The 20297-nt window shown below is 53.5% G+C and carries 8 protein-coding genes and 1 tRNA gene; all 9 read right to left on the bottom strand.

Annotated elements, in window-relative coordinates; genetic code table 11:
- Positions 1-85: 85 nt before the first annotated feature.
- Entirely contained in the window at positions 86-946 is an 861-nt protein-coding gene (locus tag Q8902_03145) for a hypothetical protein (protein ID MDP4198548.1), read from the bottom strand.
- 102 nt (positions 947-1048) lie between these two features.
- Positions 1049-4069: a T9SS type A sorting domain-containing protein gene (locus Q8902_03140; GenBank protein MDP4198547.1), complete on the bottom strand. Its 3021-nt coding sequence runs from the start codon at positions 4067-4069 to the stop codon at positions 1049-1051.
- Positions 4070-4158: 89 nt separating this feature from the next.
- The gene (locus Q8902_03135; GenBank protein ID MDP4198546.1) at positions 4159-5379 is read right to left on the bottom strand and encodes a hypothetical protein; all 1221 of its coding nucleotides are present in this window, start codon (positions 5377-5379) and stop codon (positions 4159-4161) included.
- A gap of 39 nt (positions 5380-5418) precedes the next feature.
- Complete coding sequence (locus tag Q8902_03130) at positions 5419-7371, bottom strand: FlgD immunoglobulin-like domain containing protein (protein MDP4198545.1); 1953 nt, start codon at positions 7369-7371, stop codon at positions 5419-5421.
- Between the two features lie 121 nt (positions 7372-7492).
- Complete coding sequence (locus Q8902_03125) at positions 7493-13705, bottom strand: FlgD immunoglobulin-like domain containing protein (GenBank protein MDP4198544.1); 6213 nt, start codon at positions 13703-13705, stop codon at positions 7493-7495.
- Positions 13706-13899: 194 nt separating this feature from the next.
- Positions 13900-14631, bottom strand: a complete 732-nt coding sequence (locus Q8902_03120; GenBank protein MDP4198543.1) for a hypothetical protein — start codon at positions 14629-14631, stop codon at positions 13900-13902.
- A gap of 64 nt (positions 14632-14695) precedes the next feature.
- Positions 14696-14769: transfer RNA gene (locus tag Q8902_03115), tRNA-Arg, on the bottom strand.
- Positions 14770-15314: 545 nt separating this feature from the next.
- Positions 15315-15719 carry a septal ring lytic transglycosylase RlpA family protein gene (locus Q8902_03110; protein ID MDP4198542.1) on the bottom strand — a complete coding sequence of 135 codons (405 nt, stop codon included), beginning with the start codon at positions 15717-15719 and terminating at the stop codon, positions 15315-15317.
- A 191-nt stretch (positions 15720-15910) separates the two neighbouring features.
- Positions 15911-20296, bottom strand: coding sequence for a S8 family serine peptidase (locus Q8902_03105; GenBank protein ID MDP4198541.1), 4386 nt, complete (start codon positions 20294-20296; stop codon positions 15911-15913).
- Position 20297: the final 1 nt, after the last annotated feature.

Below are 20297 nucleotides of genomic sequence, written 5' to 3'. Positions count from 1 at the left end.
CTGCGCAACATCCAGGCAAGGCGGGATAAGTGTGTCAGTTTGTTTCACGGCGTCAGACGTGTCAGACGCCAGCTCTCCAACCGGACTACTCCTTAACCACCATCACATTCCGTGAATCATGCCGAGTTCCGCTGGTAGCATCGATGTGTAAGAATACAGCGCCACGTGCCGATTCGAGCGAACTGAGATCGAGCATCGAAAGCCCTGCATTCGCCTCTGCAGAATATCGGAAGCATTCGCGCCCAGCGGCATCGCAGCCAGCGACGCGGAGGCCCGCTGGCTCAGATAAGTTTACGGCAAGTCTTCCACTTGTGATGACGGGATTTGGATAGGCCGCTGCACTAACGATCAGCCCCACATTCTGACTCGACTTCGCCACTCCAAGGGATGGGGGCGTCGTATTGTAGAATAGCGTGATAAGATATTTCCCATTCCACAGCGAATTCTCCGTGGGAGTGAGTGACAGGCTTGATTGCTCGCGCATGTCGCGCAAAACCGTGTCTTGCCTATTATACGGGCGAAGCCACAATGCAGTCACAGCTTGTGGAATCACTGCCGGATCCCAGACAAGACGACCCGTTGGGTACCAGTCGAACGAGACACCCATGACGTAATTGATGACGAAAGAACCTGTAGCGGGCTTATTGCGAATGTCAATTCTTGTCTCTCCGATATTTCGAGGATACTCAAAGAACAAGTCGTTGCCCGCTTCGAGATATGTCCCCGGATATTCCGGATCTTCATGGAATTGCAAATCGACACTATCCGTCGCACTGGGATCATAACCAATCGATCGTCCGCCAAACTCGATATGACTTCCCGACTGCAGTGTGTCACGAAGTAGGAAATCCAAATGGAATTCCGGCGATTGAGCCTCTGCCCGAATGGTGAGGCCCGCTACGGCACCGATGATCGTAATGATGGATATCGAGACTAATCTCTTCATGGCAACTTTTGGTATCTGAATGGTCGAAGCGGGAGCCGCTTATGATAAGCAACTCCCGCTTCGAATAACTCCGGAGATTGTGCCTTGTTACAGGCTTATCTCTTACTTTCCAACTGTCATGCGTTCTGTCTGAACGAAGCTGCCAGCCTTGAGCGTGTAGTAATACGCACCCGCAGGAAGATTCGTAGCATCAAATAGCGCCATATGATCGCCAGCAGGCAAGACTCCGCTAACCAGAGTTTGGACTACTTCGCCCATCTCATTGTAGACAACAAGCGAAACCGGCTGTTCCTGCGGCGTGGCGAAACGAATCGTCGTCACTGGAGCAAATGGGTTTGGCGTGTTCTGGTCGAGACGGTAGCTGAGGCCACCGGCAACAGGAGCACTGCTCTGCTTTTCAGCAATTGTAACCTGTTTGACGCTCGCGTCGGAAATGGTCACGAAGCCATTGCCCGTTGCCGTTCCAAGGAGCGCACCCTCATCGTCACGAACCTCGACCGTACCGGTCAGATTCGAGAACTTCATGGTGACAGGATAGTTGCTGGCGCGAACATTCACAGTGTAGCTAGAGTGATTGTAGCTCATCATTCCGCTATTTGTTGCGAAGCGCGCATCAAATGCCTGGAATTGTGACGGCATCTCAAAGTGGCTTTCTGGCACCGATGTCGAGGCATGTCCGAAGTACAGCGTCTGGCCATTGCCATTCGCATCACTTAAGAGTACATTCGAAAGTTGACCTGTCAATGATTCGGTGATCTTGCCAGAGCCGTTCGTCTGATGTGCCATGCTGTGCGGCGGAGGTGCAATCACGTTCTGGAGCGAATAGATACCCGAGGCATCCACCTTAATGAAGTAGCCACGGCCCGGCACGAGAAACGCGCTGGTGAAGTATCCGCTGTGTGGATCGAACTCCCATACATCGCTGACGAGGTTTGGAACTTGGTTCGAACCCGGAATCGGCTTCAGGACGATGTTCGTCTCATCGCTGGGATAACTCGCAGCGCCGACCGAATTCCAACCTTCATCGATCTTCACATTGTCGACAGACGTGGAACCGACGCCAGCAGGAGAAAGCGTGCCAGCCACAACACCATCTGTACCGATGAAGCCACCGTAGCGAATCATATAACCGCGGCCGAATTCAAGCGATGTCGCCGAAGACCAGCTGCTAAACGAGCTATACTGCCACGGCACACCGGCTGCGCGAGGGAAAATAATCTTCGGATCAGGATTCGGTGGAATCACAGGTAAGGAGATCAAATTCCAGCTATACTTCTCAAGGAAGGTCGCGAGTGAAGCGATCGTACCTGGTGTATAGAGAATGTAGAAATGGTTGATTGTGTGGTCGACGATCGTGACGCACATGTTACCATTGCCATCCGGTGTTGCGTTACGCAGATCAATCGGCTGTTGTCCGCCATTGAGGGTAAACGCTAACAGAATACGTCCGCCCGCTGGGAAATCCGATGGGTTAACGCAAACCTTAACAGGATAGCACGAGGCGCCACCGGTCATAAAGTCAACTTCATAAATAAGCGTTGTATCGGTATTCGGCGAGCGAATGTCGCGCGTAATTCCAATGAAGTCCGGCGTCTGATACTTCGCATCCACGGCCGTATTCTGCGGGCGGAACCAAGCGAAGCACTGACCGAGTGTATCAGCATTGATCGTATCGGAGATTTTTACAAGCTGTTCGCCGTAAAGCAGATCGAGCGCCTCACTGGCACCTGGGCCAGTACCAAAAGCGAGCGTGCTTGTGCATGTCGGCACACAGCTATTCGTAATATTAAGACGAATACCGGTACCGTTGCCGGCCTGTGGCTCGTTTGGATTTGCAAGACGGATGAACTTGACGTAAAGCTTCATCGGTGCATTTACCGCACCATCCGCGGTAAAGGTCACCGTCGCGTAGTAAATACCTGGCGGGTATTGCTGCGGATTGCTCACGTTCAAGAAGAACTGCTGGACCTGCGATGATGGCAATGAGCCATAGTTGATCTGCTTGATGTACTGCGTCTGCAGAGCAGAACCACCGGCCGAAAGCGAAATCGTAAGCCACTTTTGGTCAGAGGAGATATTGACATTGTCAAGTTCAGTCAACCCGATAGCGTCACGAAGCTGAAGGCCACGCTGCACTGTTTGGGGATTCGCCGGATCGTATGTCAGGTCAGTTGCAAGCTGCAAGTTCAGGGGGTACAAGTTGTTATCCAACGGAAGCAACTGATTGCCCGGCTGAAGAATCATAGCTGGCTGAGCGGAAATTTCAACATCACCCTGACCAGGCCATGGCGGTGAACCAGCGGTCTGCGAATTACCACCACCAAGATTACCGTGCGTGTAATCATAGGTCACAGTCTGGACCGACGGCGGGGGATATGGGAATTGATACTTGGCTCCAAAGCCCGGTGCGCCACCGAGATTATCGCCGAGCTTATCATTGAAGCGAGCGGAATCGAGGAAGATGATACTTCCCTGTACCGCATTCGGCAATACGCGGAAGCGAAGCCAGAGCAGCACCGTCGTATCCGAAGGATTCGGATTCGTGGTAGGCGGGGAATTCCACAGTGGAACGGATCCGGCGCCAGCAACGCGAATCACGCGCAAGTACGGATTCTGATTCAGCGGACTATTGACCTGCTGATCAGAGTATCGCGTGAAAAAGGTCTTCGCACGACCTGTATCGAGCGGACCAGGTCCTACCATTACAATTGGATTACCTTGTGTCGAATCAAGGATAAAACCCTGCGACGAGTAATACAACTGGAATGAGAAGCTCCGAATCGGCTCGAGATGCTGGCCGACTTGTGGCGAGCCACCAACGGCTGGACCAATATTCGGGTTGAACGTCGTATCTACCTCGTTATAGACATAGACCGGAACGAGGAAGTAGCGGTTGCCCGGATAATTCGGAGCTGGCACCCGCTGAACACCGTCCCAAGTTGACCGGCCACCCCAGTTACGGAGCGAAATAGTCGGATAGAAAACGGGCGGCTTCTGGGCCTGAACCGGCGTGATATCGCTGAACACCGCAAGGACAGCAAGCACGATAGCTGCCGCCCATGAGCCGTAACGCTTGCGCATGGCTTGATTCTCCTTGATTGTAAAATTGTTAGGGTTCATCATACCTGACAACTAATTGTTTTTCTTACACTTTGTTACACCTTGCGGTGCAGTTTTCTTCGAAAACATTCTATGGCATCGCCATGGATCGTTCAACGCTCTACAACGATCCTTGCCGATTCCTCTATGCCTCCCGTCTCCCGTACGACTATCACATAGATACCGTTCGGTAGAAACGAAGGAATCCGCCACATTCCATCTACAATTCTCTCCTCATCCGTGCATCTGCCCAAAGGATCGTAAACGCGAATCATCAAATTCTCGAAGCCCGTCACGTTTACGAAATCACGAGCAAGGCTTGGATAAACCTGTAGCGCCATCAGCGACGGTTTCTCTGTCACGCCGGATACTAAGTAGTGGCCGAAGAGGCAAATCGAGTCGAAGTCAAATACACATGTACCTATGTGAGCGTCCGCGTTAACCGGATGCCAGCTAAGATTACCTAGCATCATGCATTCCGTGTCGATCCCGACTAGGGCCACGAAATGAAGCACTGCCAGCGTATCGCCACCCAGCACCGGATTACCATTGCGACCGCCGATTAGTATCGATACGGTATCCCAGGATTGGGTCGTCGCAAGAATCTGGTCACTGTTCGTGTTACTGCTCGCACTCTCAAAGATCAAACGGCTCGGATCATAAACGAATCCGAAGCGTGCCTTCTGAACGTTGGCGCGACTAAGATCTGTAACCGTTACCGGCAAATCAAATTTTACAGAGTCTGCCACATAACCGTTCGAATAACCGGCGATGCTCGCACCCGGAGATGTTAGAATCGTATGTCCTTCATCCGTACTGGTACGAACCCACCCATCCTGTTGAATTGTAGAGTCTACACCAGTACTCGGGTCGAACAACGCGAAACTCGAATCCCAACGGATCCAAGCAGTGTCCGAAAGGGTCGCTCGGAGAACGACGCGCATTCGAAACAAAACTGGGTTCGTCAGATCGATTTCATGTGAGTCCGGCCAAATGCTGATACCACGATGGCTCACTTCTGAAATGAAGCCAGCTGTCGCCGTACTGTCAGTCACGTATGAAGCGATCCATATCAGGTTCGTATCATACAGAAAGCGTGCGACGTATCCATTTAGCATGTGCGAGTGAGTGGCTGTGAATTGATAGTTCACATTCACCGTCACCGTATCGCCCGCCTTGGCTGTGATCGTGTCAATTCTGACCCGGAACACATTCTGCGCATGGACTTTGGATATCCCGATCAGACTGAGTGCCGCTCCCAGGAGCAGACACCCAGCCGTTATGCCATAGAATTTCAAAGAACCAGTCACCGGATGCTTTCTCTCGGTGCGCAATGCACGCGAACCAAAATCGAGCATCTAAATTTTGTCAGATCAGCGGACGACCTGCATCTTCACGGTCTGCGTGAAGTCAGGGGTCACCAACTGATAGTAATACAAGCCGCTGGCAACAGTGTTGCCATTTGCGTCACGTCCGTCCCATTCAATTGAATTGTGTCCAGCAGCGCGATTCTCATCTGAAAGGAGACTACGAACCTCGTGTCCCAACATGTCATAGAGGCGAAGCGAGACGTTCTCGCTGTTCAGCAGATCAAATCCAATTGTCGTATAACCCGCGGAAGCGAGCATAAACGGATTCGGTACATTCTGTCCAAGGACGTTGCCGCTGTTCACGGCACCGGCGCCGGAAAGCTTCAACGCAACGTGCGAAGCCGCAAGCGGCACGTCATTGACCATCACATTCGTGAGATCAAAGTCAGCGTTCTGCTTGTCGGTAACGTGGAATTCTAGATAGCCGACAGTCGCACCATCTTGAAGATTGCCGCTGAGGGCGAGTGCAACTTTACCATTTGCTGCATTTGCACGAACGATTTCACCATCAACAGCACGTGTTCCGGCAAACTGCACGCCGGAGCTGTTCATGCCAGCAATATCGAAGGCCATTCCAAGGGCACCATTGACTCGTCCGCGAAGCGTGAGTGGTACGAGCACAGTATTGCCCGACATGCGTGCGTTCGAAGCATCGGCGATCACCGCGGCTACGTCCGTCGTGTGAACATCTGACTCTTTGTACCCTGGAACAGGAAGCGGCGCAGGCCACGGAAGTACCGCAAGCTTGCCAGCGAGGTACATCATGATGTAGGCGGCATCATACTCGTCGGCATGATAGAAGTAAGCGCCGTAGTTCGGGTTGAACACTCGGCTCTGCCCGTTATTCACGTTGATTGGACCAACATGGTTCGCATCACCGTGGAAGGCAGCATGTCCCTCGATTGAGTCAAGCGGAATGTTGTTCACAATCGACTGGAGAATAAGATCCGCGTCCGTCAGCGTGACAAAGAGGCTCTGATTAGCACGAACCTTAGGGTTCGTATTGTAAATCTGATCCAGGTTCACATCACCATCGCCCCATTGGGCATAGGAACCCCGGCCCTGTGGCACGATCCATATGTCGCGCCCTGGAAGGCAGGTCTGTCCACTCAAACCCGTCGAACCAGCAACAGGAGGCCAGCACGTGGTACGTGTGGACGTATTGAGACGGACTGAATCCGGCGCAGCTAAGCTGGCGTAGAGGGCGTTCAAATGGGTGAAGCCAACGGAGTCATCCGCTCCAACGGCAGCGCCGACAGTCTGAACCGTTCCGACATTACCGATCGGGCCGTATTCGAACACAAACGTGGCGCGTTGATCAGGAACCGCAGGATCATTCGCGAGCGGATTCTGACGAATCTGCAACATGAACGTCGCGATCGAATTCGGATTGGTCTTATCGTTAATGTTAAGATTCTGCCATTCCAGCCAGAACGTACGAATTCCGTTTGAACCCACGGTTGTGGTATAACGGATCGTGCTCGGGGTGTAACCCGGCTCGAGTGTACGGTAGTAATGATCACCCCAATATGGAGCGATCGTATTGTTCGGCTCGACAGAGCTAAAAAGGTAACTGTTGCCGGCGGGTGGAATTCCACCACCGCCACCAACTTCGTATGAGTGAGTATGTGTGGGGCCAAAGGTCACAAAACCATTGATTCCAACATTCACCGCACTGTAGCTATTGCCATTGAAATCGAATGTGAAACCGACAGGAATCGCGTCGGCGACACCATCGTCATGGTCGGGAAGTCCGACAACATTCAAAAATTGGTCGACAGTAATCGTCGTCGGGTTTGGCATCGACGCCGGGTAGAACTCGTTGTGGGGTTCCACATTGTAGTTCGCCCAAAGCGCTGAGACACCGGCCTGCTGTGCCACAGCGTTGAGCGGGACGCTGAGCGCGCCCACTGCGATTCCGGTGATCGCGGCCAGTAACCAGTAATATCGTTTCATGGGTCTGATACTCCTAGAAAGTTGAGGTATTTACACTCTGAAAATTCGCCTGTTTCGCTATTGTTACCGCCATGACTGCTCCGATCAGACTATGCAATCGGAGCAGTCTCTGGCGAAATAATTATTCTGCCGCTTCGTGTGACATCTTGACGGAAGAGGTAAAGCTTCCAGCCGTCATCGTTGCGATGTACGTACCACTTGCCATCATGTGGCCGGTGGCGTCGGTACCATCCCAGGTTACTGGGTAGCTACCAGGATCAAGTGTCTCGCTAACAAGCGTGCGAACCAACGTGCCCTTCAGATCGAAGATATCGATCCGAACACTCGAGCGCTGCGCGACCTTGAAGTCGATCGTGGTTGCGGATGTGAACGGATTCGGATGGTTCGGCTCAAGCGCGAAGCTTGGTGCCACGTTATCGTTATCCGACACGCCCGAGCTCGAAGGCTGGAGCACAATGAGCGCGTTCGATAGATTGACATCGCGAATCGAGAGACACATCGTGTCCGATCCGGTCGTCAGCGTATACAGCGTCGGATCAATTGGTCCGAGGCCGGTTGACATGTCAATCGAGAACTTGCTCGAGTTCTGTGGATTACGAAGGAACAGATGTGATCCGCTCAGATTCGTTGTGCTCAGCGCAGCGCGCGCACAGGCACTGGACCAGCAAATTTCCACCGGATAAAGATTGTTGCCATTCTCATTGCCAGCGGTAAACTTCACCTGCCATGCTACCGAATTCGTTGCGCCCTTATCAAGGTCACGGCGAATGTCAATCTGCGTTCCTTCGAGCTGGCCGCCTGTCGGAAGCACCCAACGTGCATCGAAGACAGACTGCTGCGGCTGCGGCGGAATCTCAACTTCGCAATAGCGAGCATCGAGCGAATCCGTACCGTACTGACCCGTACCAAATACGAGCTTCTGGAGATCGATTGGATGCGTAATCGCGCCAGACACGGGGTCCGTCACCTGCGGATTGGAAACCCACACCGCGCAATTGAATGTCGGAAGATCGCCGACATGCACCGGGAATGCGATCGTGTCGGTATTACCCGCCACATCGACAACAGCGAACTTCACCGTGTCCGGAATCGGATTCGGGGTATTGAAGTACTTCTGGTCGTGGTTCGGCGTGTAGCACCAGGTAATCGGTAACGTGTCGCCCTGCAATTGGCCATGCAAGATGGCTGGCGTCGTTCCACCATTCACCGTTACGCCAGGCGTAAGCGATGTAACAGTGTCATACTCCAAGCAGCCTGGGCGCAGGAGGTCACGATCGAACACCTTCAACGAGTCGCAGTACTGTACGCCATTCCAGATACAGACCTGCTTCGGTCCTCGGACGAATCCAGGAATGTGTTGCGTTGAATCGACCTCAATTGGCAACCAAGCCCAGGTAGTCAGACCGCACTCATCCTGAACGATTACGAGCACTGTGTCCTCACCGCCGCAGGAAGTAATTCCTGTGCGTGGGGCATCGGTGTCACCCGGTACGCCTGTCAGCACACCAGAATACTGGTCAATGTGGAGCCAGCCCGGTGTCGTACCATTGAGCAATGCACCGCCTACGTGGTAGTTCGGATCGCGATATTCAGAATCCGATTGTCCCTTGTAGAGAAGCTTGTATGTATGGTAGTCAGCGAAATTCGGATCGAAGATCTTAATTCGATTGACCTTTGATGTATCCGTAAAGTTCAAGCTGTAATCAATACCTTCCTTCGCCGGCGGCAACAAGGATGTTGTAATGGCTGGCGCAAGATTAACCGTCACAGCCCAACGCTGCAGCGACTTTCCAGTGTGACCATCGTTGGCCTCGACCGAAATCGTGGTATCGAAGTTAAGCTCACCATTGACCTGTGGCGTCGGTGTCAGAAGTTGCTGAACCGCCCAGGCAGAATCCACGGCGACATAAATCTTACCCTGATTGATGAACTGCTGATCCGTATCGACGGTCCCGTAGTTATTCGGGTGTGTGAACGGATTGAGCGAGCGCTGCATCCATATCGGACGCGACAGGAATTTGTAGGTCGTCTTGCCATAGCGGAAGTCCCATCCAGGAATAGTGGTCTTCTTGCCGTTGACAAGGACGGTCTGCGAAGCCTCGGTTGCGGCAATTGAGTCTTCACTTTCGTCGTCCGTATTGACATCGTAAATGAAACGGAGCGAATCGGTAAGACTTGCAAAGCAACGCGCCGGAGGTGTGCTCAGGAAGCGCGGAAGGCTATCCATGACAATGATCCGGAAGTGATACGTCGAAGACGTGGAGTGGACGCACAGCGTATCCGGCTCAAAGCCAGGCTGCGGGCACGATCCGGTATTCCAGTTCATATAGCGTGGGAATGTCCACATGCTGAGCGCAAGGCTATCGGCACCAAGCGTACCACCGGGGAAGGCTGAGAGCAGGTTATGCTCGGAGGCGTAGTTCGGCGGCCAATTGGTAACAGTGGCGGTAAGCGCTTCACCACCAGGTACGACATCAGGATTGTGTGGCGTGCCCCAAAGGAGAACGTAGCCATTCGAACCCGTAATGTTCTGATTGAAGATCGTTGTCTGCTTTAACCAGCGGAACAACCGGATGCCAGAGGTATCGCCTACGGTAAGCGGAGTGTTGCTCGTGCCATAGTACTTCTGGAGCGTGTCCTTAACATCATACGTGACGTTGAAGGCCAGCTGCGTGTAATTACCTGGATTAAACAGGAAACGCGGATCGTAGAAGTTGTTCGCATCCCAGCCACCAACACGGAAGAGCGTATGGTTGGCATCGCGTCCATCAAGCGTATCGTCTTCGTGTACGAACTTGATGTTCGGGTTATACGGATCGGCCTGCAGGTTCGGGATATCCGTCACGAACTGAGGAGCAAGCACGTCGCCAATGACGAAGCGCAGTCCATTCGTAAGGGCATAGGCAGCGCCCCACTTCCATAGCTGTGTGCGGCTAACCACGGCAATATGATCGCCAGGGCGGACCGGGAGCGTATGATAGCGCTCACCAGCGAACCAATAGGTCGTTCCATTCATGCCTTCGGTGCATACCGTGTCATGATTGGCCGTATCCTGAAGATCCGACAATTGAAGCGGATACTCACGTCCATCGAGCGCAGCCGCATCTTCAAGTACGGAAGCGCGCTGAATCTCGTTGAAATCCGACGTTGGTGACGGGCGCAGCAGCGACAGCGACCAGTTGGTCGTTGCGCGAGCCGCCGCATGACGCTTGGCAATTGATGAATCTGGTACGAAGTCCAACCGACCCTGATAGATCTGTTGTGGACCATTACCTTCATCCACCATTGTCTCTTTCAGATTCACACGGACAAACTCGTTCGTGGTCTGATTGATGACAAAAAATGTCGTGTAATTCTTTGCATACGCATCGCGGTTGCTGTCTGCCGCTGAAACATCAGCCTGCAGGAACAGCGGGTAGCCAAGCGGGTGCGGTCCGACGAAATCCGTTTGGTTAGGATCGATCTTACTGACATACACTGGATCAAGATCAAAGATGTTCCGTGTATAGCGATGCATGCGCATCAAATCGTTCGGCAGGCCAAGTGCGATGTCTTCGCTGGGGGCCATGCGGCGATTGTTGTAATCGGCAACTCGCATGGAGGTTCCGAGATCATAGACGTCATAGACGCGACCTTCCATGAGCGTGGTATCTGGCAGGAGCCCAATCGGTGGCGGTGCATAACCCTGCGACGGATTGCTATTCGGTTCGTAGACACCATATGGTGGTGGCTGCGGAGGAATAATTTCCTTACCAAAGCATCCATTGAAGTAGTCAATAAAGAAGGTTGACTGCTCGGCACCATTCGGTGGGTTAATCTGCGTGATCACGTTCGGTCCTGTCTCGCCCCAGAAGAGGCCGCGCATTGTATCTGTGCCGCCTAAGCCCTGGATTTGCGAAACCGGCAACCGAAGGATGTAACGGCCGACATTGTCATAGATAGCATCGTTACGCGACGCAGCATTATACGACGGCAGTGTTCCTTCAAACTCGGCCCAAATTGTAGCACCGGAGTTCAAATTGTATGGATTTGAAATCCCTGTCGCATCAAGATCGGTATCAGCCACAGCTTTCGATGTGGAAAGATTGTTCGCGATCAGGCAGAGGTTCGTGATGAACCGAAGGTCAAAATTATCAGAGAAGATGGCAGAACCTGTGAATGCAGTATTCTGCTCGAGGCGAACACGGCTCAAGAATGTTGAGTCGTACTGCACAAACAGAGTCTGTGGGTTCGTGATCTTCAGATAGATACCACCGCCACGGGCATGCGAAGTTTGACCTCCACTGTTAATATAACTGCCAACCTCGGCGGTAGAATCGGCGCCCATATAGCACTGATTGTTCAGGAAGCGCGTCAACTGGCGCGGGTCTGAAGGAATCGGTGACTGGTTCGGCTTGCCGATCTGGTAGCCTTCTTCTACGAAGTAGCGGTTAATGACTGCAATCTGGTTATTCGAAACCTGACCTACCATCGCAACCGCACCGCCGTTACCGCCGATGACAAGATTGCTATTGTATTCAGTCGCGTAGGTCGAATCGGTCATTCCAAGCCACTCAGCACCACCACCTAAGGCAGACTGAGCGATCGTGGAGCGCTGCGCCAGACTCTTTGTCGGCAGCACGCGCGGATCGTATGCATTAACGGAATTCCCTTGATGCCATACGCGATGGTTCGACAGAATGCCAGGACCCGTTTGAGTCACAGCGACGCCGCCGGGTACCGTGTAAGGACCGTATCCATTGTCATTGATGAAGATACTACCACCACCGACAGCAGCCACGTTATTGAGGAACTTCACGCGAAGTTCGACCGGGCGGTTGCCGCCGGGCCACGGGAAGTTCTGCGGAGCAAGGTAGCCATTGACGAACGTGTGATAGGAGGTGTAAATCGCACCGCCATCGACGTTGGCAACGTTGTTCTGGAAAATGATCAGGCCAGAATCACGATACGGAATCGTGCTGCCTGCTGTGAACCCGAGCGGATATTCGGCCGATTGTGCGCCCGCTGGCACCCAATGCTCACCATCGATATTCAGCACCGGTCCACGAACAAGGCTCGGTCCGCCGGCGCCCGCCGGGCAATCGAGCATCACTGCGCCACCGAGACCGGCAACGCATGTGTTGAAGTTTGCAGTCTTGTAAATCGTCAGACCAGGAGCGCGATCGGCGAGGGTCGTCGGAACAGAGTTCGTACCCTGTGGGCCCGAGCTTGCGCTGACCGCAATACCACCGCCCCATGCATTGTAGTCTGCGGATGCGGCAATCGCCGAATCATTATTAAACGTTGCACTCGAAATGTACAGCGCCGAGTTGCTACCAACGTAAATGCCACCACCCTTGGCGACTTCATTCGCACCGGTGAGTGCATTTGTCGCAGAGCAGCGCTCGATCAAAATGTTGTCCGATGTCTGCGCAACGACACCATTCGTGTCATAGCCCAGCCGACCGGTTACGAAGTTCGCGCTCGAAATCGCGTTGGTATTCGACGCAATGTAAATGGCACCACCCAGCGCGACAACGTCCGTGATGTTGTTCGCAGGAGGTGCGGTCCGTACAACTTCATTATTGTAGACGCGCGTATCACGAATGACGAGCTTTTGCACCTGCGGAGTCGGAGACGCGACGAGCGCGAGACGGCCGTCATCGTTCGGCACGCAGTTCGTCGGGTCGACGAAATTCGCCGGCTGTTGAAGGAATGCGAATGCGCCGCCTCGGAACGAAGCCTGGCAGCTATCGACGATGATGTCATATAAGTACGTGTTGCGCGCGAACGTGCAAATAACGCCGCCGACGCCGTTAGCCGCGTTGTTGATCGCGACGCTATTCGTGTAGGCCTGACTGCCAGGCGCACCACCATAGATCAATGTCGTATCGACCAGCGTCCGTTTCCGGAAGTTGACGAAACGGCAATTGGCAAAATAGGCGTTGGCTCCCGGAAGAATCAGGAAATGACCCCATTCGTAGGAGTTCTGATTAATCGGAATCCCGCGGAAGAGAATGCGCCGGTTGAGGCCCGTGAATCCATCCGCGCGAATCACGCCACACGACGAATCGATAACGCGGCCGTTCGGAAGGAAGTGGACTTCAGCGCCTTCCATGATCGTCAGAGTACCGGACACATTGTAGGTGCCGGCAATCTCGTAGATCGTGTCGCGCAGGGAGTTACCCGGCACGCGCGGATAGAAGACGTTGGTGTTACCCGGCGTCAGATAGCCGCTAATGCGCTTAAAGTACTGCGCATGCGACTGGCTCTGAGCAAGCACAAGGCCGGCAGCAACGAGGAGGGTAACGTACGCGACGCGTAACGTTGCCCGAAGGGTCAGGAAACGATGCATAATGCCTCCGTTTGAACTTTTCCTTACGCCGCCGCCGCTCTCTGGGCGTGCGGGACCGGTCGTGTCAATGAATTGCATATCCCGTTGTGAATGGACTCAAATTTACGGTTATCACTATTTTCGCTACGCGAGCCATTGACGGTTTGAAGGCCAAAGACCCGCAGCGATGTTTCAATACACTTTGTTTGTCCGCTTTACAGTTCGACGTTCAGCCGGGTCAGCTCTCGCTTCGCCTGATCGTCATACTGTGTCGCCGGATAGTCTGCCAGGATCTTCCGCCAAACTCGGACAGCTTCGTCCGTTTGCTTGGCCCCCTGGTAGTCCTTTGCGGCATCAACAAGATATTCCGCATTAAACGGATTGGTCTTGTCGCGCCCGGCCGCCTTCTCGAATAACTTCGCTGCTTCGATTTTGTTACTGCCGTGCTCCAAAATAGCTGCTTTTCCCGCTTCGATCGACGAGGTCATCACTGGATCGTCGTTGGTTGGAGCGGCATTATATGCGATACCGGCACTATCGTACTTGCCCAAATAATAGTAGGAATTGCCGAGCGCAAGTGCAGCTTCGGTTGCTGCAGCACTCGATCCGTACTCCTTGACAATGTACCGCAAGCCATATAAGGGCTCGCCAGAGACTTTGCGCGATTGATCGCCATCGATCGCATGGCGGTAGTCCCCACTGAGATAGTAATTCATGACGCGTGTGGTGTAGGTCGCAGCCCGCTCGTTGTTCTGCTTGACCTGTCCCGCCCACCACCAGAGTCCCGCGATAATCGCTACCAAGACGACGGCAACGCCCGAGAGGAGACGCTGATTATTGCGTACCCATTCGCGCGTGTCTTCGTAACGCAGCAGGAGCTTCTCCATTTGCGTTAGATCTCGTGTCGGTCGCTGAACTTCAGCGAGGTCTCGTTGCGATCGAATCATTCAGTGCTCTAACTATCGTCTCGTCTAGTGTCTCGTAACGTCAGTTTCGTACCTTCGAAAGTTGCGCGCCCGGAAGGACTTGAACCCTCAGCCTTTGGAACCGGAATCCAACGTTCTATCCAGTTGAACTACGGGCGCTCGTCCTCACTTGCACCCGGCCCTATGGACACTGTCCACCTCCGAACGCACCTGACTATCGCAGCGCCTTATCGTGGGATAAAGTGCTTGCCGCAGAGTAAAAGCTCGTGCAAATATACGATGCAAATCGCTCGCGGCGCGAAAAACAGGTTTTCTTTGGCAGTCAAAGGAGCCTACCACATCCCGAAACCACCGACATTTATGAATGCCGTACCGATCTCGTTCTAAGGAGGCACCCGAATAACTTCGGATTTCGACTTTTGTTACACCTATTCTGAATCTTTTTTCAAAAAATCTTCACGACCTGCGCAAAAGCCAGGGCAATACCGCATGCGGCATAGTCGATTGGGGGGAAGAATCTCCGCCCCGCGACGCTCGTCCTGAGAGCTCAGTCCAGACCCAGAGTCCGGATTATAGACGAACGCCGCGGGGCGGAGCGAACGAAACGTCAGCGTTAGCTGCCAGCTTCCCGCTAAGGAAGCTTGCCCCTATGACAACCATAGCCACCGCTCCGTTCGACATCCGCATGCCCACTCTTATACAATTCATGATGACGGCCGGCCCCATTCCACGACATCGATCCTCACATGGCCCAAGCCGCTTCGAAGAATTCCGAGCTTCTGCGCTGCCGCATAACTGAGATCGATGATCCGCTCGGGCTTAACCGGCCCGCGATCGTTAATTCGAACCGTCACGACGGCGTCACTTTCAAGATTCGTGACCCGCACGACAGTCCCAAACGGATATGTGCGGTGCGCCGCTGTAAAACGACTATTGTCAAAGATCTCACCGCTCGAGGTTCTGCGGCCCTGGAAGTCGTTCGAATAATAAGAAGCGAGGCCTTCCTGAGTCGCAACCGCCCGAATTGTCGAGTGCACCGCGCACGAACTGAGAACCACCGAAGTGAGACTCAAAACAGCAGCGATAATGACGATTCTTCGAGCGTTCATCTTTCTTCGAACCACAAATATATATTGATAAATAAGAAAAGTCAAGCCCTCACTTAAAGTAATTTATGAGGTCAGCACAATTCCCCACAATTTGACACATTTCAAGCAAAAAGAAAACTGTGGGAAAGCTAAAAAGTTATCCACAAAAGGGTTAGGACCTTAGCAAACCAGACGAATGAGTCAAATCAGACCTATTGGTCACCAACGATCACGAACTTCGCTGGCTTGCCCTCGACGTTATCGCCAGCGTCATTCTTTCCGGTCACAAAATAGAGGTACATCCCGCTTTCAACCCTGCCGCCATTTTCATCACGCATATCCCAGACGGCTCCCCCTTGCTTTTCGGAAGTTACAATGTGCCGGATGAAGTGCATGTCCATCGTGTAGATCCGAATATCTGCCTGAGCGGTGAGTCTGGCGAAGGTTAGCAGGCCATCCGATTCCTTCGCGGGATTCGGATAGACCATGACGTTGTCAAGGTTAGGCTCCGTGAATGAAATGCCGACGCAATCCCCTTCTTGTTCATCGAGTGGTATGTTGCGCGCGCTTTCAATTCCCTTGACACACAGCACGAAGGGCACTCCGAGCGCGACCAAATTCACACCTGGCGCCACATCGATATAAAGTGCGTTCGCATCCGCAGGGTCGCGCTCGACAGCAACAAGCGTCCCATACGGTGTGAGGGTATAATGCACGACATCAAGACCATTGGGCCCCGGCGTTTGATTGAATACAACATGAATCCGCAGACCGCTGGAAGATTGCGTAAAGGTCCAGCGTACGATGTAGAACCGATACGGCGTGGTATCCGATGAGACAGTAAAGACAACCGAATGCGCTGTATCGAATGGAGAATTGTAGTAATCTCGAAGTCCGAACGACCGCGCGCGCAATGAATGTGCGCCAGCGATGAGTGGTCCGGCAAGACCAAGCACCATCTCGCTATCCGAACTCATCGCGATTGACTCTGGAGAAATCGAATCATCAATCCTAATCCATCCGGCCGCAGGCCGTGCGGTCCGGAGCGGTTGTGAGGTGCGAACTGACACGGAGTGATTCGCGGCGGATGCGCTGATCAGTCTCGGCATCGGATGTACCAGCGCTTCAACGCCAAACGCCGCAAGACTTGTGTCAACCCGGAAGTTGGAAGAGACAGCCGCGACAGAATAGATATGGACTTCATTGTTGCTGACTGTGGTATCGGAATACCTTGGTACGAGCGAAGTATCGATGATCGTGTAGCCATTATCTCCGGGATCGGCTCTCAGAACCTGGTAACTCGTTGCACGTTCGACTGGCGCCCATTCCATGTCAACACGATTCGTATCGCGTGGCGAGACGAGGAGTCCTCCAGGCGATGGTACCCGAGAAGCGAGCGTACCAATCGGCTCGAAAAAGCGAACAGAGTCACCAGCCAGGAATCCGAGTTCGCGCTTGCCATTGCGATCGAAATCCCACGCGATCGGGCCGCGTGCTGATGATGCAAGTGGAAATCGCCAGATTGGCTTCATCGTTTGTGACGCCGAATCGAATTCCATCAAATAGAAATTCGGAAAAAGTGTAAGCGCAAGTTGTCTCGCGCGACCACCAGTAATGTTAGGCACACTGGAGACACAGGAAGAGCCGAATCCGCCGGAGAATGTACTTCGATCGAAGAATTGCTCCTCCATGATTCGCTCGAAGGTCATCCCGCCTTTATTTCGGAGCACCCGAATGGTCCAGAATTGTGCTGGCTCATCGCCGGTCGTATCGAACTCCGATCCAATCGGATGAAACGCATACGCAATATCAGGCCTGCCATCGCCATCGAAATCACCGGTCGCTACGAGTGATCCATCGGCGCTCGCGGCATTGGCATCGATGAAGACAGGCTTGAATCGGGTCGGGGACGAGGCATCATAGGCATATACTACAAGGCTTCCGGCCGCATCCAGCGTGATCAGATTCTCGTATCCCTTTCCGTCCAGATCGGCGTGCGCGGAGTTCGGTTGTCCATTCGGGTTATAGGATCCGGAGGGATTGTAATATGTCGTCGGCGCTGTGTTCACCATCGTGCCCAGCAATTGATAAATGCCGTTGCTGTATTCATAAGCACGGTACGAGCTGTCGATCATGCCGACAATCTGCTGCTTACCATCCGGAGCAAGTTTGGCGAACGTGCTGCCGCGAATCGTATCACTTCGAAAAATCAGATCCCCCAGAAGAGTGTGTGCAGCATTCTGTTTGTAGACACGTGTCGTGCCGCACGAGAGCGCGGGACAGCTTCCAAGATACTCGGTCATCAGTTCTGGCTTTCCGTCGCCCATGGAATTTCCAAGTGCGATCGGAAATGAAGTGTCGGCCAGAGAATCAACAGCATGAAATGCATGCCCATCGAACGAGAATACTTTGATCTGTTGCTCAGCGTAATTCAGCATCACAACATTATCGCCTCCAGGTGTCGAAAGGACCGTATCCAGCACATAGCCCGCCGGCAATGAATACGGCTGTTGGGCAAAGCCCTGATCGGAGAATGCTTGATCGAGTATCGTTGCAGTTGACCGCATCGTGCTCGTGTCTCCGTTCGGCGCGCGAAGTATAGCCGTGATCGTTAGCGGCACGCCGACCTGCGCCTCCTCGCGTTTAATGAGCACCGCATGTTCGCGTCCGGTCTTGTCATCGAGTTTGCTGGAAACACCCGCACCGGGTGCGGCATACTGCACCTCGAGTTGCGTGAACAGATCCGAATTTGCTCGGACCAGCAATCCACGGTCGCCATTGGCAAAGACGGAATCCACTTCGAATGCCTGGAATCGCGGCGGTGTACTCGCGAGCCGAACGATCACATGCTCCTCGGTCGTACGTCGGTCACTCGACCGAACGACTAAGCGAAGTGTGTACTCTCCGGTTTGTGTAATGTCATGAGTGTCCCACGTTGCAAGCAAGCTATCGAGCATCTGCGAACTTCCGGTCGCAATGTTCCTCCAATTGTTGACCGATGGATTTGTATCGGGATTGTTGCCGCGAGCGTAATCAATCGAGTAGCTCGCGAAGAGCGTTGACATCGCACTGCCGGCAATGCGAATGGTATCACCCATGTGAAATTCATCGCGCACGTTCGGCGAAGTAATCTTTATCGCCGCGCCGCCCGGATAGGTAAGCGCACGAAGCGCATCGACACGACCGTTGGCGCTGTAATGATCGTATCCCGGCGTGAAGACATCCTGAGCGGTCGATGCGAGGACCGAACGCAATTCAAGCGACGTGTAACTCGGATGTTCCGAAAGCAAGAGCGCAGCCACTCCAGCGGCGATCGGAGAACTCATGCTTGTACCGGCAAGACTCTGGTAATGGCCGTTGGGCCAGGTCGTGAGCACATTCTCTCCGGGCGCGACGACATCCATTCCTTCACCATGCGTCGTGAATCCGTAGAGTGCATCTTCAGAGGGATAATTCGAAGTGCCACCGACCGAAACAACATCATCGAAATCCGAAGGATAATGTGGTCCATCTCCACCGGCATTACCGCTTGAAGCGAACACTAGCATCCCCTTGCTGGTGGCGTAGCGAATGGCATCCCGCTGCATGAGTGACGGAATAACATCACCAAACGAGAGATTGAGGATGCGGACGCCGTTATCGGCGGCATAGACAATGGCAGAAGCAATATCATCATCCTCACCGGCGCCATCCGCAGTGAAGGCACGGAGTGCGACAAGCTTGCACTTTGGTGCGACGCCGCTCACACCAGTGTGATTGTTCTGCTCCGCCGCAAGAACTCCAGCCACTGCGGTCCCATGCCCATTCTCGTCCACCGGAATGGCATCGCGGCCAGACCAGTGGCCGACATTCGGAATTTCCTGATCGACAAAATTATACCCGATCACATCGTTTGCGTAGCCGTTGCCATCATGATCGATTCCATCAAGATCGCCCGTGACGGTATCGCCGCGCGCATCGATCCCTAACTGGTCATTTGGCCATGGATCAAAATAACCGTTATGATTGATGTCTTCGAGTGGATTGACTGCGAGTTGATTCTTGAGATCGGGATGAAGCCAATCGATACCCGTATCGACGAAGCCGATCTTGATCGTGGAGTCCCCTTCGGTAATTGTCCATGCCTCGGGCGCATGAATATTCCGGAGCCACCACTGACCACTGAAGAGCGAATCGTTGGGGACAACTGTCCCTTCGAGGTGGTACCGGAAATTGGGCTCGACATACTCGAATGCGTTGCCAACGGCGAGTGCTCGAACAGCATCCTGAGCATTCACCCCTTCACGGAGCGGCACCTGCACAATTCGTGAAAGACCGAACGGATCGGAACTCCGCAGGCTAAAGCCCACAGCAACAGAGTGATTCTTAAAGACTGGCCGAATGATGTCACGGCTACCACTGACACCGCTTAACCGCGCCAGAAGAGCAGTATCCTGCATCGCAGCAGCGCTCGGAAACTTGACGATAATCGACCGTGGCGAGACATCTGTCGAAAGACTAAGACGTTGGGACTGCGCGCTCGCATCGTTGGCAATGCCAGCAAGAGCACAGAGGAGGAAAACGGAGAGTGTGGCGAGTAAAGAAAACGGCCGATTCATG

It is taken from the genome of Bacteroidota bacterium, assembly GCA_030706745.1.
Classification (GTDB): Bacteria; Bacteroidota; Ignavibacteria; order Palsa-1295; family Palsa-1295; genus PALSA-1295.
The sequence above is the reverse complement of the archived record's forward strand: the minus strand, read 5'-3'. Positions and strand labels throughout refer to the sequence as shown.